This is a genomic window from Halovenus halobia, assembly GCF_051414135.1.
In the GTDB taxonomy this organism is placed as follows: domain Archaea; phylum Halobacteriota; class Halobacteria; order Halobacteriales; family Haloarculaceae; genus Halovenus; species Halovenus halobia.
Genome location: NZ_JBLKOA010000006.1, coordinates 85,468 through 98,750 on the forward strand (window position 1 = coordinate 85,468; position 13,283 = coordinate 98,750).

At 59.7% G+C, this 13,283-nt stretch carries 13 protein-coding genes; 8 read left to right on the forward strand and 5 right to left on the reverse strand.

What is annotated here, in order from left to right; genetic code table 11:
- The first annotated feature begins 124 nt into the window (after window positions 1-124).
- From ACMGFM_RS13335 to ACMGFM_RS13345, 3 genes are read left to right on the forward strand one after another with little or no spacing between them, the layout of a single operon-like run.
- Complete coding sequence (locus ACMGFM_RS13335; protein ID WP_436903141.1) at window positions 125-1,645, forward strand: aldehyde dehydrogenase family protein; 1,521 nt, start codon at window positions 125-127, stop codon at window positions 1,643-1,645.
- A gap of 39 nt (window positions 1,646-1,684) precedes the next feature.
- Entirely contained in the window at window positions 1,685-3,421 is a 1,737-nt protein-coding gene (locus ACMGFM_RS13340) for a DNA-directed DNA polymerase II small subunit (protein WP_436903142.1), read from the forward strand.
- A gap of 4 nt (window positions 3,422-3,425) precedes the next feature.
- A complete protein-coding gene (locus ACMGFM_RS13345) occupies window positions 3,426-3,980 on the forward strand; it encodes a DedA family protein (RefSeq protein WP_436903143.1) in 555 nt (184 codons plus the stop codon).
- Between the two features lie 18 nt (window positions 3,981-3,998).
- Here ACMGFM_RS13345 and ACMGFM_RS13350 read toward each other — a convergent pair whose 3' ends face one another.
- Both ACMGFM_RS13350 and serB read right to left on the reverse strand, forming a co-directional pair.
- On the reverse strand, window positions 3,999-4,286 hold the full coding sequence (locus tag ACMGFM_RS13350; RefSeq protein WP_436903334.1) for a GIY-YIG nuclease family protein: 288 nt from the start codon (window positions 4,284-4,286) through the stop codon (window positions 3,999-4,001).
- Window positions 4,283-4,918, reverse strand: a complete 636-nt coding sequence (serB, locus tag ACMGFM_RS13355; RefSeq protein WP_436903144.1) for a phosphoserine phosphatase SerB — start codon at window positions 4,916-4,918, stop codon at window positions 4,283-4,285. Before serB ends, ACMGFM_RS13350 begins: the two co-directional genes overlap by 4 nt.
- A gap of 266 nt (window positions 4,919-5,184) precedes the next feature.
- Here serB and ACMGFM_RS13360 point away from each other — a divergent pair, with 266 nt between their 5' ends.
- The gene (locus ACMGFM_RS13360; protein ID WP_436903145.1) at window positions 5,185-5,994 is read left to right on the forward strand and encodes a DUF7839 domain-containing protein; all 810 of its coding nucleotides are present in this window, start codon (window positions 5,185-5,187) and stop codon (window positions 5,992-5,994) included.
- Window positions 5,995-6,027: 33 nt separating this feature from the next.
- Here ACMGFM_RS13360 and ACMGFM_RS13365 read toward each other — a convergent pair whose 3' ends face one another.
- Window positions 6,028-7,617: a Cdc6/Cdc18 family protein gene (locus tag ACMGFM_RS13365; RefSeq protein ID WP_436903146.1), complete on the reverse strand. Its 1,590-nt coding sequence runs from the start codon at window positions 7,615-7,617 to the stop codon at window positions 6,028-6,030.
- 808 nt (window positions 7,618-8,425) lie between these two features.
- Between ACMGFM_RS13365 and ACMGFM_RS13370 the strand changes: the two genes are divergently transcribed.
- Genes ACMGFM_RS13370 through ACMGFM_RS13380 form a run of 3 tightly spaced genes read left to right on the forward strand, consistent with a single transcriptional unit; the run spans window position 8,426 to window position 10,278 of the window.
- Window positions 8,426-9,061, forward strand: coding sequence for an Era-like GTP-binding protein (locus ACMGFM_RS13370; protein ID WP_436903147.1), 636 nt, complete (start codon window positions 8,426-8,428; stop codon window positions 9,059-9,061).
- A gap of 4 nt (window positions 9,062-9,065) precedes the next feature.
- Window positions 9,066-9,446 carry a DUF2073 domain-containing protein gene (locus ACMGFM_RS13375; protein ID WP_299277826.1) on the forward strand — a complete coding sequence of 127 codons (381 nt, stop codon included), beginning with the start codon at window positions 9,066-9,068 and terminating at the stop codon, window positions 9,444-9,446.
- 4 nt (window positions 9,447-9,450) lie between these two features.
- Window positions 9,451-10,278, forward strand: a complete 828-nt coding sequence (locus ACMGFM_RS13380; RefSeq protein WP_436903148.1) for an OapC/ArvC family zinc-ribbon domain-containing protein — start codon at window positions 9,451-9,453, stop codon at window positions 10,276-10,278.
- 12 nt (window positions 10,279-10,290) lie between these two features.
- Here ACMGFM_RS13380 and ACMGFM_RS13385 read toward each other — a convergent pair whose 3' ends face one another.
- Window positions 10,291-11,475, reverse strand: coding sequence for a hypothetical protein (locus tag ACMGFM_RS13385; protein WP_436903149.1), 1,185 nt, complete (start codon window positions 11,473-11,475; stop codon window positions 10,291-10,293).
- Window positions 11,476-11,537: 62 nt separating this feature from the next.
- A complete protein-coding gene (locus ACMGFM_RS13390) occupies window positions 11,538-12,740 on the reverse strand; it encodes a hypothetical protein (RefSeq protein WP_436903150.1) in 1,203 nt (400 codons plus the stop codon).
- Between the two features lie 265 nt (window positions 12,741-13,005).
- On the opposite strand from ACMGFM_RS13390, the gene ACMGFM_RS13395 reads away from it, so the two are divergent.
- Window positions 13,006-13,236 carry a hypothetical protein gene (locus ACMGFM_RS13395; RefSeq protein ID WP_299272414.1) on the forward strand — a complete coding sequence of 77 codons (231 nt, stop codon included), beginning with the start codon at window positions 13,006-13,008 and terminating at the stop codon, window positions 13,234-13,236.
- Window positions 13,237-13,283 lie beyond the last annotated feature (47 nt).

The following is a 13,283-nucleotide window of genomic DNA, read 5'->3' on the forward strand; positions in this document are numbered from 1 at the left end:
GTGACTGCAAGGCAGTCAGGCTGGGAATCGGTGAGTTATGTCGGCTAGATACTACAAAACACGATATCAGGGAGCCTACCATGGTCGGGTGGCTGTATTCACACCGGCCCACGGAGTATATAGTATGGGAAACGAGTACGAGCAGTATATCGACGGCCAATGGACGGCTGGTGAGAGTACGGAGACGTTCACGAGCGAAAACCCCGCGACAGGTGAGGACCTCGGGACATTTTACCACGGAACAGAGGCAGACGTCGAGCGAGCGGTAGACGCGGCAGCGGAGGCCTACGAGGACTGGCGCGCCCTCTCGCGAATCGACCGCGCCGAGTACCTCTGGGACGTCTATCACGAACTCCGGGACCGCCACGAGGAACTCGGTGAAATCGTCAGCATGGAGTGTGGCAAGGAAATTTCCGAGGGGAAAGCAGATGTCACCGAGGCCTGGCACATGGTCGAGTGGGCAGCAGGGGACGCGCGACACCCACAGGGCGACGTTGTCCCGAGTGAAGTCGCGAGCAAGGACGCCTACATGCGCCGGAAGCCACGGGGTGTCGTTGGCTGTATCACGCCGTGGAACTTCCCGGTCGCAATTCCGTTCTGGCACATGGCCGTCACACTCGTCGAGGGCAACACTGTCGTGTGGAAACCGGCCGAGCAGACGCCGTGGTGCGCCCAGATTGTCGCCGAGATGATGGTCGACGCCGGCATTCCTGATGGCGTGTTCAACCTCATTCAGGGGTACGGCGACACGGGTGCAGCAATCGTCGACCACGACGACGTCAACACGGTGTTGTTCACCGGCTCTGCCGAGGTTGGGCAGGGAATCGCCAGCGAAGTGGCACAGTACCCCGGCAAGCGCGCTGCCTGTGAGATGGGCGGGAAAAACGCCATCGTCATCACGGAGAAAGCAGACCTCGATACCGCCGTTCACTCGGCAGTGATGAGTTCGTTCAAGACCACCGGCCAGCGCTGTGTGTCCAGTGAACGACTGATCGTTCACGCGGACATCTACGACGAATTCAAGGAGCGATTCGTCTCGTTAGCCGAGGATGTCGCGGTCGGTGACCCACTCGACGAAGACACCTTCATGGGGCCGCTCATCGAGGCCGAACACCACGAGAAAGTCCGGGAGTACAACGAACTGGCTCACTCAGAGGACACTACCGTGCTCGTCGACCGGACCGACCTCGACGACGGAGAGATTCCAGACGGCCACGAGGAGGGCCACTGGGTTGGTCCGTTCGTCTACGAAGCCGACCCGGACGCAGACCTGCGCTGCACGTCAGAGGAGGTATTCGGCCCCCACGTCGCCTTGCTCAAGTACGACGGCGACATCGAGCGCGGCGTCGAACTCCAGAACGATACGGAGTATGGACTGGCCGGCGCAGTCATCTCCGAGGACTACCGCCAGATCAACTACTACCGAGACCACGCTGAGGTTGGCCTCGCGTACGGGAACCTCCCCTGCATCGGTGCAGAGGTCCAGTTGCCCTTCGGCGGCGTCAAAAAGTCCGGCAACGGCTTCCCCTCGGCCCGTGAGATTATCGAGGCTGTCACCGACCGGACGGCGTGGACGCTGAACAACTCCCGAGACATCGAGATGGCACAGGGACTGTCCGCAGACATCACGACCAAAGAGGACTGACTCCGCTACGCTTTTGCTGACCCCCGTATACCTAGGAGTGTGCCACTGGAGACGCCCGCTCGCATCGTGCGCGCACTCGCAGACCGGGGTTACAACGCCGAGCGAGAAGCGGTGACGCTGATTGCGAACCAGCCTGACCCCACGCGAGCGCTCGAGCGCGCAGTCGAAAAGGCCCCCGATGAGACGCTCGTGCTCTCGGCCGGACAGGTCCGAGAGAGCATCGAAAACGACTCGAGTGGAGCGGGATACACGACGCCACAGGAGCCACCAGCTGAGAATTCGACAGCCGATTCTACGGGCGATTCTGACCCCCACGTTTCGAGTGGAACTCCGGCTGAGCAATCACCACAGAACGGTGGGGAAACTGGAGACGAAACAGGGGGGTCAGCAGGCGGCGCGTCGAGAGAGTCCGGGCTGGCAGCGTCACCCCCAGATGGAACGACTGGGTCACAGAGTACGGCCACGACTGGACTGACAGAGGAGGGGGCCCCAGAGATGGGCCAGCAGTCAGCAGCGGCCCGGCCTGAGTCGAATCAGGGCAAGACGGACAGCCCAGCAAGCGAGCGGTCAGTCGAGGACCGGGAGATCACTGTGAGTGGAGATATTGCGAGTATCGGGACCGGGAAATACAGCGATTTCGTCTCTGTGTTCCAGGACCGCTACGAGAAACTCTCCCGACAACTGCGCGGGCGAGTGAACCACCGGCCGGCCGACACCATCGAGCAGATGTCGCCGGGCAGTGACGCTGCACTCATTGGACTCGTCTCGGACATCCGCTCGACGGCCAGCGGTCACTGGCTGGTCGAACTCGAAGATACGACCGGAACGTTTCCCTGTCTGATCATGAAAGACCGGGAGTTCGCCGATGACGTGCGGAATATGCTCCACGACGAGTGTGTTGCTGTCGAGGGGACGCTTGCCGACGACGGCGGCATCCTCTTCGTCGACTCGCTGCACTTCCCGGACATTCCGCGCACGCACTCGCCGTCGACGGCAGACCGACCGGTGAAGGCAGCGCTCATCTCCGACGTTCACTGCGGAAGCGAGGAGTTTCTCGGCGACGCCTGGCAGCGGTTCGCGGACTGGCTGCACACGCCCGAGGCTGCCGAGGTGGAGTACCTGCTGATTGCCGGCGATATGGTCGAAGGAATCGGCGTGTATCCGGGACAGGACGAGGAACTGGATATCGTCGATATTTACGACCAGTACGAAGCGTTCAGCGAACACCTGAAAGATGTGCCCGGGGATATCGAGATCGTGATGATTCCCGGCAACCACGACGCCGTTCGACTGGCAGAGCCACAGCCAGCCTTCGACGAGGAACTGCGGGGAATCATGTCTGCCCACGACGCACAGATCTCGGCCAATCCATCCACGGTGACCATCGAGGGCGTCTCAGTGCTGATGTATCACGGCGTCTCGCTGGACGAAGTGATTGCCGAACTCCCCGACGAATCCGCCACCTACGACCGGCCACACGACGCGATGGCACAGCTACTAAAGAAACGCCACGTTGCCCCACAGTACGGCGGCCAGACCCGTGTTGCACCCGAACCGGAGGACCACCTTGTAATGGAAGAAGTGCCCGATATCTTCCACACTGGCCACGTCCACAAACTCGGCTACGGCAAGTATCACAACGTCCTGATGGTCAATTCGAGTTGCTGGCAGTCACAGACCGACTTCCAGAAGAAGGTGAACCTCCAGCCCGACGTCGGGTACGCGCCGATTATCGACCTGCAGACACTGGATTTGACGATTCGACAGTTCGTGTAGACTGATGATTTCGACAGTGCTCGCAGGTCCGGTACTCGAGACCGTGCTCACTGTCGGTGGACCGCTGCTTGTCATCCTGTTTTATCTTGAAGGATTGCTCGTCGGAAAGCTGGTTCAGCCACCAGCAATCTTTGTCGCATACGTCGCCATTGCACTCCCAAGTCGAGTGCTCCTGGTCGGGGTGAGTCTCGCCTGCGTCGTTGCCTGGACACTCGGTCAGTGGACACTCTACTGGAGTTTTAACGACCAGTCGCCGGATTACTTCGGGCTGCGCGAGCGGTTCCCAATTCTACGGGAGTTGCCCGAGCGAGCGGAACGGCAGATCGGACAGCAACGACTCACCTTCGTGGAAGACCTGTTCGCTCACTACGGCGCACCCGCAATCTGTTTCCTGACCATGGTGCCGGGGGTTCGGGGCGTGACTGCCGTTCCGGCCGGACTGAGTACGTACCCGCGGGAGAAATTTCTCGCTGCAACCCTCGTGGGTAACACGGTTTTTGTCGGGTTACTGGTCGGAATCGCGTACGGACTGCTCGACGTCGTTGGGTTCATCTGGTGAGACCACTCGGGTCAGGAGTTACCCCACAACGGGACTCACTGCAACACCGACCCGGTCCACGTCCGCTGGAAGTAACTGTTCTTTCTCGGTCCGCGAGAGCGATTTAATCTCGTGTTCGCGGCTCTGGGCTGCACTCCGTGAGGGGTGATACTCCACGTACCGCAGCGTTACCGGGCGGCGACCGGCAGTGTACTTTGCGCCGTCACCAGCATTGTGCTCATCGACGCGGCGACCGACATCGGTCGTGTACCCAGTGTACAGCGAGCCGTCGGCACATTCGAGGACGTAAACGTAGTCCACGCTCAGCAGACGCCGCGCTCTTCGAGCACATCGAGGAGTTCGGGCATCGACTCGACAACCACGTCACAAGCAGGTTCGACCGCCGGTTTCGGCGAGAAGCCGACAGCGAAGCCCGCAGCTTCGAGCATCGGGAGGTCGTTTGCACCGTCGCCGACAGCAATCGTCTCGTCCATCGGTTCGTCGACGACAGTCGTCAGGATATCCAGCGCGTCGTCTTTCGTCCCCTCGATGAGTGGTCCTTCGACTTCGCCCGTGAGTGTCCCGTCTTCTATCGGGAGCCGGTTTGCGATTAGTGTCTCGACGTCGACCCCCGCTGTTTCGAGTGCAGATTCGACACCGCGCTCGAAACCACCCGTCAGAATGGCCGTGTAGACGCCCGCCGAATCGAGGGCCTCAACAACTTCCTCTGTCTCGGGCCGGAGCACAACTTGGTCGAAGGCCGCCTGTGCGTCGACTTCGGGAAGTCCCTCGAGCAACGCACAGCGCTGGCGGAGGCTCTCGGCGTACTCGATCTCGTTGTTCATCGCCTGCTCAGTGATCTCGTCCATCTGGTCGGCCACTCCGCACTGGTCACCGAGCAAGACCGTCATCTCCGAGTTCGAGAGAGTCCCGTCGAAATCGAACGCTACGAGTGTCATTGCCACCCCTTCGACGCGGGGGGATTCAAAAGTCGCGGTTTTCGCTTGGAGGGGGGTGTTATAGAGCAGATCCGAGATGTCGCTCAGCCAGCCCGTCGTGTGAGAGTTGGGCTGTGTGATAACGCGAACAATTCGTATGGAACCCAAGACAACTAAGTTTTTCTTAGAGTAAACACAATTGAAGTTCGTCAACAGAGACAGTCGTATTGGGCATTTCAGGAAAAATAGTAAAAACTTACTTGTGTTCGCAGGCCCGAAAGACCACAATGGCGAAACAGACGGACCCGGAGAAGTTTGGGGTGCTCCGGAGCAAACGAAACGCGACGAAATATCAGATTCTCGTCGAGATTGCGGAGCGACAGCCAGCGGTCAATCAACAGGAGATTGCCGACGCTATCGGTCTCACCGCACAGGCGGTCAGCGATTACCTGCAGGACCTCGTCGAACAGAAGTACGTCAACAAACACGGGCGCGGACGCTACGAAGTGACCAAGGAGGGTGTCGACTGGCTCATCTCCCAGACTGACGGCCTCCGAAACTTTGTCGACCACGTCTCCGAGGACGTTATCGGGCAAGTCGAAACCGAGACAGCAATCGCGTCGACTGAAGTTACTGAAGGCGAGACTGTCTCGCTGACGATGCAAGATGGGGTGCTTCGAGCGATGGCCGGGGATACTGGGGGAGCAACCGCAGTCGCTGTGACTGACGGCGACGCCGGCGAGGATGTCGGGATCACCAACGTGCAAGGCGTCGTCGATTACGAACTCGGAACAGTCGCGATTGTCTCGATTCCGCAGGTCCAGAACGGCGGGAGCGGTGCCGTCGACGGCGAGCGCGTGACAGCGTTGGCCGACGACCACGACCTGGTCGCTGTCGCTGGTGCCGAGGCAGTCGCACTCACCGAGCGAACGGGGCTAGAGCCAGACGTTCGTTTCGGGAGTCCGGGTGCTGTCCAGGAGGCGGCAGCGAAAGGACTCGACGTGCTATTGCTCGCCGCGGCGGACACGCTATCGAAACACACCGACAGTCTTCGGGAGCAGAATCTTAGTTACGAAGTTGTCGACGCCAGAGCGTAGTTCCAGGGGAAACAGAGGGGTCAACAGAGTGAGTCAGTTGTCGAACCGAGCCTGAACAAACGGCTGCACGTCCTCGATGTCACCGAGTCGAGAGTCTGAGAGTAACACTGCTTCCGTCTCTTCGAGTGGAACCGAAAGGCTGATTTCTTTCGTCCGACCGTAGCGGCCCTTCGAGACGACGACAGCGTTGACGATACCGAGCATATCGAGTTCGCTGATGAGGTCGGTGACTCGCCGCTGTGTCAACACGTCAGCGTCCAGTTCCTCACAGAGCCGTTTGTAGATGTTGTACACTTCGCCGGTGTTGATGTTGTGAACACCCTGTTTTTCGAGGAGAATAATCGCGAACAGGACGAGTTTCGACTGCTGTGGGAGGGTCCGGACAACCTCGACAACGCGGTCGATTTCGATTTTCTCCTGTGCCTCTCGGACGTGGTCTTCCTCGACGTCGTTGGTGTCGTCACGTTCGGCGAGTTCACCCGCCGTCCGGAGCAAGTCCAGCGCCCGGCGAGCGTCGCCGTGTTCCTGAGCGGCGAAGGCAGCACACAGCGGAATTACTTCGTCAGTTAGCGCTCCGTCTTTGAACGCGATTTCTGCCCGGGCCTCGAGGATATCCCGGAGCTGGTTGGCGTCGTACGGCGGGAAGACGATTTCTTCCTCGCCCAGCGAGGAGTTGACCCGCGGGTCGAGGAAGTCGGTGAACTTCAGGTCGTTCGAGATCCCCATAATCGAGACTCGGGAGCGTTCGAGCTCGGAGTTCATTCGCGAGAGATTGTACAGCGTGTCGTCGCCAGATTTCTCGACGAGTTTGTCGATCTCGTCGAGCATGATGACCACGACGCGCTCGCGGTAATCCACTGCGTCGAAAAACGAGTTGTAGACGCGGTCGGTCGGCCAGCCAGTCATCGGGACTTCACTGAACGAATCGCGTTCTTCCTCGAGGTCCTCGATTTCTGCTTCGATGGCCTCGACTGACTCGAAGTCGGTGTCCGCCAGGTCAGTCGACTCCTCGCGCGCACGCTCGAGGAGTGATTCGTGGTCTTCGATAGTCGCGTCAATCCGGTCGCGATTCTTGTCGATGAACTTGTTTGCCAACTGCGCGAGGACACGATACTGTGTGTCGGTGACTTCGCAGTTGATGTACTCGACCTCACAGGGCACTTCGTACTTTTTCGAGGTGGATTCGAGTTCCTCGCTGACGAACTTCGCACTCGCAGTCTTGCCTGTGCCAGTCTTTCCGTAGATGAGAATATTCGACGGGGTGTCCCCACGGAGTGCGGAGACCAGAATCGTCGCCATGTTGTTGATCTGGTCCTCGCGGTGAGGGAGCTTACGAGGTGTGTAGGACGGTCGAAGGACTTCTTTCTTCTCGAAAATCGGTTCGCCGGAGAGCAGGTCGTCGAACAGTCCCCGGGACGGGCCCTCCTCGTCGTCGGGTTCCTCGCGAAGCATCTCGTCGATCCGCGTTTCCGGGTCCGGTGACTCTGGGTCCTCGGAGTCAGCATCCGAAGAGAGCTCACCCACTGTCGAGTGAGGAGTGTCCTCGGTGTCGTTTTCGAGGTCCTGAGCGTCTTCAGAGTCAACTTGGTCCGCATCCTGCGAACTGTCGTTCGTGTCTGTCATATCTTGTCCAGCGCACCCCTTCGTTTCGGGTGGAAACCCCGGGACGCAAACGGAGAACAAGACTCCCACTCCCGGTATCGGGCGAAATAGGCAGTCTCGGAGGTTCCGCCGCGTCCAGATGAACCACAAGAAACCCCGGTTGAGACTATATTAAAGATTTCGATCGTTCGTATTTCTCGTGGAGTTGACCCTGGGGTTCGTTCAGTTTGAGTGAGATATTGTCGACTGCGCCGAGACTGTGGAAAGAAGTGGCGGCACCCGTGGAACCCCCCCACCCCTTCGTTTCGAGTGGAACGACGTAAAGAGGGGGTGGGGGGTCGAGACACCGAACAGACTAGGCTAGGAAAGTTTTATATACTATACACATGAACCAGACCCGTAGTGGGGAAAAATAACAGGCAGTAGTCTAGACCTCTTATTATTCTAGTAAAACTAGAAGACACAGCTAGACTAGAGCGAGAAACTAGCGTTGTCTGTCGATTCTTCCGTTTTTTCTCGTCACTTTTCTCCCATCACTCGTTGTCTGGGGACGGGTTCACGGGCCGTTCCACCTGAAACGAAGGGGTGGGGGGCTTGGGGCCTTGGGACCTCTCTTATTGCTCTGTTGCGATAGCACTCATCTCCAGACTTCTCTCTGGGAGTCACGTTTGCTGCTCTCTCGGTAGTGATTCACACGCTCAGCCCACCTGACCGCTATCCCTCGGTTTCCACATATTCGTGATGCCAGTTTGATGTATGTCTGACATACTCTTAAGTAAGTTGCGTGGACTTATTCAGGCAAGCCCCGCCGTGGGGTCTGGAGGAAAGGATGGGACTGCTACAAAGCCTCAGATCAAGTATCACAACGTTGTTCTCCGACGAGGAGCCCAAGCGAATTGGCATCTACGGCCCGCCGAACGCTGGGAAAACAACGCTTGCTAACCGTATCGCACGCGACTGGACCGAACACGGCGACGCTGTCGGTCCGGAAAGCCACGTGCCCCACGAGACCCGTCGGGCGCGACGAAAAGAAAATGTCGAGATCGAGCGTGACGGCAAGACCGTCAATATCGACGTGGTTGACACACCAGGTGTCGCGACGAAGGTCGATTACACCGAGTTCCTCGAACACGACATGGAGAAAGACGACGCCGTTCGGCGCTCCCGAGAAGCAACCGAAGGGGTCGCCGAAGCCATGCACTGGCTTCGCGAAGACGTCGACGGTGTCATCTACGTGCTGGACTCGTCGACTGACCCGTTCACACAGGTCAACACGATGCTTATCGGCATCATCGAGAGTCAGGACCTTCCGGTGTTGATTCTCGCAAACAAAATCGACCTGGAAGATTCGAGCGTCCAGCGGATCCGCAACGCCTTCCCACAGCACGAAACAATTCCGCTGTCGGCACTTGAGGGTGACAACATGGACGAAGTGTACGACAAGATTGCAGAGTACTTTGGGTGATACCATGTCGACGACACCACAACCCGACGGCGTTCAGATAGACCTTATCAGTGCCACCCGGATGGCCGGACTCGCCAGTATGGAGAAGATTCGGCTGATCCTCGATGGCGTCCGTGATGGAAACATCGTCATCCTCGAAGAGGGGCTCTCCCCCGAGGAGGAGTCCAAACTCATCGAGGTGACGATGACCGAAATCAGCCCGGACGAGTTCAACGGCATTGAAATTGAGACATACCCGCGTTCGGAGACGGCTGACGCGAGTTTCCTCGACCGCCTGATGGGTCGGGAATCGACGAACAAGCTCACTGTCATCGGACCGGCGAACCAGATCGAGACACTCCACAAGGACGAAACGATCATCCAGACACTCGTTTCACGGAAATAGGCCAATGCCACACCAGTGTACAGACTGCGCCCGGCAGTTCGACGACGGCTCCAAGGAGATGCTCTCGGGCTGTCCAAACTGCGGCGGGACGAAATTCCAGTTTCTCCCGGATGGACAGACCAGCGGCGACCCCTCGCCGGAGGAACCGGCGACGGTCGAGGACTCGACATCCTCAGTCGCCCGAACAGTCGGCAGCGCTGCCACGGCGGTCCGGGATTTCGTTGGCGGCTCCAGCCACGACGAGCCGCCGACTCGTGGCTCGACAGAGAAACCACAGACACCGGGAACCGAGTCGACACCGACGCCAGCCGAGCCATCACCGACAGACGAGACGCCGGCCAGCCAACCTCCCTCGACGTCGACTCCCGAGAGTCACCCTGCTTCGAGGTCAACTCCCGAACCGAACGACCGGGGAACCGGGAGCCCTGCGTCCACAACAGAAACGGCGAGCCCGAGCCGCGACACCCTCGCTGAACCCGAGGCAGCGGCGATGAAGACGGCTGACTCGGAAAACGACGCACAAGCAAGCGCCCGGAGCGAGGTCATCTCGCCGGACGAACTCCCACCTGCACCCGAACAGTCCGGCTGGGACAGCACCACCCCTGCTCCACAGACCGAGGAGCCCGAAGAGCCAGAACCCGAGCACACCGACCGACCGGACCTGTCGGAACTGCGGGCCGAACTCAACCAACAGTTCGAGTCGATCAAGGTGCTCGAACCCGGCCAGTACGAACTCAATCTGATGGAGTTGTTCGACCGCGAGGAGTATATCATCGCACTGCAGGAAGACGGCAAGTACACTGTCCAGGTGCCCGAGCACTGGCAGGATTAACGCCACTTCTCATCAATTCACGGCGCTGTCGAGCAAAAACCCAATCAGCACCGCAGGGACCCGGAACCCGTCGGCGACAGTGACCCGAACCACCGAGCCTTCCACCTCAGTCTCGAGGTCGTCGAGAACGGCGAGAATCACCTCAACCAGCGGTGACGGCTCGCCAATCTGGTCGATAATCGTCTGCCGGTCGAGTCCACTCAGCGCAGTGAGCGTCTGTTCGAGGTCGGTCGCGACAGAGCCGCTCGGGGCGACCAGCCTGACCGTCAGCACTCCGTCACCGAGCGACACGGACCCGTACTCGATGTTTTCCGCGAGTCCGACGACCGGAAGGTCGAGACCCTCGAAGGCGGCTGACGGGACGACAAACCCACCGCGGATCATCCCTTCGCCAGCCTCGTTGAGTCCCGTCCGGACGCTGCCGCCAAGCCGTGCCCGCTCTCCATTACGAACATCGACCACGTCCTCGAGTTCAGACGTGGTGGCCAGTCCGTACCGGTCACCACTCAGGTGAGCGAGCAGCAGCGACCACTCCAGACGACTGCTTCCGAGACCCCACAGCGTCTGCTCTCGATACGTACTGGTTGTGGTGAGTGCCCCTCGTTGCTGAATCTCCGCCCGAACGTTTTCTGGGGTAGCGCTGGACTCGAAGAGCAGGCCGGCGTAGTTTCTGCTCGCTCTTGGCAGTCGACCGAAGGCCACCACCGCGCCCGACGCTCGTGGGTCGATTCCGGTTCCAGCCTCGACAGTGTCCAGTAACTCCGTTGTGCTGGTGGCGTCGGAGATAGCCAGTGCTGCCAGTTCGTCGTCGAGGGCCGCTCGGAACCCCTCGGCAGTGAACAGTTCACTGCCAGTCCAGCGAAATACAAACTCTGACCGGCCCGGAACGTCGTCGAGGGGCGACCCGTCTGTTGCCGCGACGATGTCGCTGCGAGTCCTGAGATAGCCGTAGCCGACTGCTCCGACCGCGGTGAAGCCGACACCTGCTTTCAGGAGCTGGCGTCGCGTCGCGGACTCGCCGCCACCCCCGGCCTGCTGTCCCGACGTGCCAGTTGTGGGCGGCTGACCTCCCGGAGCGCCGTTTGAGAATGACTGTCTCGGCGCCCCAGAGCTGGGTGGCTGCCCCTCCGAAGCGCTACTTTTGGGCGATTGTCCTCCCGCCTGCCCGGCCGACTCTCTGGGGGTATCACCAGCCATCGTGTTATCTGTCGTAGGGCTTCCCGGAACAATAAAGCCCCCTCGTTTCAACTGGAGTTCTTTCAGCGACCTCTCGTCTCTTGGCCTAGTCGGGTACGCAGTCCGTCGAAGACTCCACGTCTGTCTGCGACGACCACAACGAACACCACAACGCCAGCGACGAGGAGCAGCACCGACTGCCGTCCAATTGTGGCGAGCGATCCATCAACGACGGCGGTCAATCCGGCAACGATTGGGTCTGCTTGGCCGCCGCTCGGTTCTGTAGCTGCCGTCACCGTGGGGCCGACAATGTACCCGCCGACAGCGCCAAGCAGCCCAGCAATAGCGAGTGCAATACTCGTTGCCGTTGCCGTCCTCTCGGGTGAGCGGGTTACGAGATACAGTCCGGCGACGAGGACAACTGCGAGGAGGGGCAGGAACCACGAGAACAGAACGATACGTTCGGCTCCCGACCGAATCGGTTCGATGTTCGATTCTGCAGACTCAGTCCCGTCAACCAACGACTCCTCGTCAGGAATTTCCGCGAGCGCAGCGTCAGCGATAGCGACTTTGAGCGCGCGCTCGTCGGCCGCGAGTTGGTCGACGTACTCCTCGTAACTCAGTTCCCCGGTCAACCCATCGAGCACCGTCCGCTGATGATCCAGCAGCGCCGCGGCCAACTCCTCGGAGTCGTTCGAGAGTTGTTGGCCGATGCTCTGATTGATTTCCTTTTCAATCTCGGCTCGTTCTTGGTCGCTGAGTTCAATCTGTGCGTCCTGATACGATTGCTCGCTCTCGTCCAGCGCAGCGACACGCTCGGCGTTCACCCGGTCGGTGTTCGACCCGACCAACTGTGGCGTGTCTACCGCTATCCCGTCGATTAGGGCGACTCGAACCTCTGCTTTGACTGGCGTGAGGTTGGTCGTCAGCGCGAGGTCAGCCCGATTCCCACGAAGGTATTCGATGATGGCACCGACGTTACGCGATAATTCGTCGGCAAGGTACTCGTCAGTTACTGACTGATTCGCGACCTGACCGCCGTCGAGATTCACCGTAATTCCGGTTGGGACGGGCCGTTGTTCGCCAGCCTGGTCAATCTGGGTTGTGATGTCACCCCGAATCTGCGCCCCAATTTGCTCGCTCACTCCCTCTTGCTCGAACTGGGTGACGACGTACTGTTGGTCCAGGGCCGTCCGCTCGGCGCCGACGCTCAGACTTGCGCCGAACAGTGTGACTGTCAGCAGAATACTCAGCACCACGACCGCCAGCGTTCGGCCACGACTCACGCCCGCTCACCCGCCTCGAGAGGGAGTGCACTCACGCAACAGTCCTCTCACGGTCCCCAGCCGATAGTTCCCAGCCGATCATACTCACTACTAGATGGTCGCCGTTGATATTGTTAAGTCTTATCACAGATTTCCAGCCGCTGACAGACAGTCGTCTGACACCGACTGACACGCAATCTCTGCTGGCGTCCGGCGATTCTCAGTTATTAGAATCTGAACATGTGTCTGACGCCGTTTAATGTGTATGGATGACTATGACATACGTATGAGCATACACCGCAGCGAGTTCGAGCGAATCCGCTCGGTCCTCGAAGAGGCCGACGCGGACGAACCGCTGACGGCCAGAGAGATTCTGCAGTTGCTCGACGCCCACGACGAGGAGTTCGAGAGCGCACACCGCGTCGCAACGGTGCTGGGCCGTCGTGCCCAGACTGGCGAGGTCGAGGTCATTCAGGGCCAACCATACCGCTACCAGTTCGACACGCAGGGGACCTGACCAGCGTGACGCTCGACGCCGTGGCTGACGGCGACTGTCACCCCCGG

Bases quoted from the DNA above. Each gene is read 5' to 3' on its own strand.
- ACMGFM_RS13335 (WP_436903141.1), top strand. From the start codon at position 125: ATGGGAAACGAGTACGAGCAGTATATCGACGGCCAATGGACGGCTGGT.
- ACMGFM_RS13345 (WP_436903143.1), top strand. From the start codon at position 3,426: ATGATTTCGACAGTGCTCGCAGGTCCGGTACTCGAGACCGTGCTCACT.
- serB (WP_436903144.1), bottom strand. From the start codon at position 4,918: ATGACACTCGTAGCGTTCGATTTCGACGGGACTCTCTCGAACTCGGAG.
- ACMGFM_RS13360 (WP_436903145.1), top strand. From the start codon at position 5,185: ATGGCGAAACAGACGGACCCGGAGAAGTTTGGGGTGCTCCGGAGCAAA.
- ACMGFM_RS13365 (WP_436903146.1), bottom strand. From the start codon at position 7,617: ATGACAGACACGAACGACAGTTCGCAGGATGCGGACCAAGTTGACTCT.
- ACMGFM_RS13370 (WP_436903147.1), top strand. From the start codon at position 8,426: ATGGGACTGCTACAAAGCCTCAGATCAAGTATCACAACGTTGTTCTCC.
- ACMGFM_RS13375 (WP_299277826.1), top strand. From the start codon at position 9,066: ATGTCGACGACACCACAACCCGACGGCGTTCAGATAGACCTTATCAGT.
- ACMGFM_RS13380 (WP_436903148.1), top strand. From the start codon at position 9,451: ATGCCACACCAGTGTACAGACTGCGCCCGGCAGTTCGACGACGGCTCC.
- ACMGFM_RS13385 (WP_436903149.1), bottom strand. From the start codon at position 11,475: ATGGCTGGTGATACCCCCAGAGAGTCGGCCGGGCAGGCGGGAGGACAA.
- ACMGFM_RS13395 (WP_299272414.1), top strand. From the start codon at position 13,006: ATGAGCATACACCGCAGCGAGTTCGAGCGAATCCGCTCGGTCCTCGAA.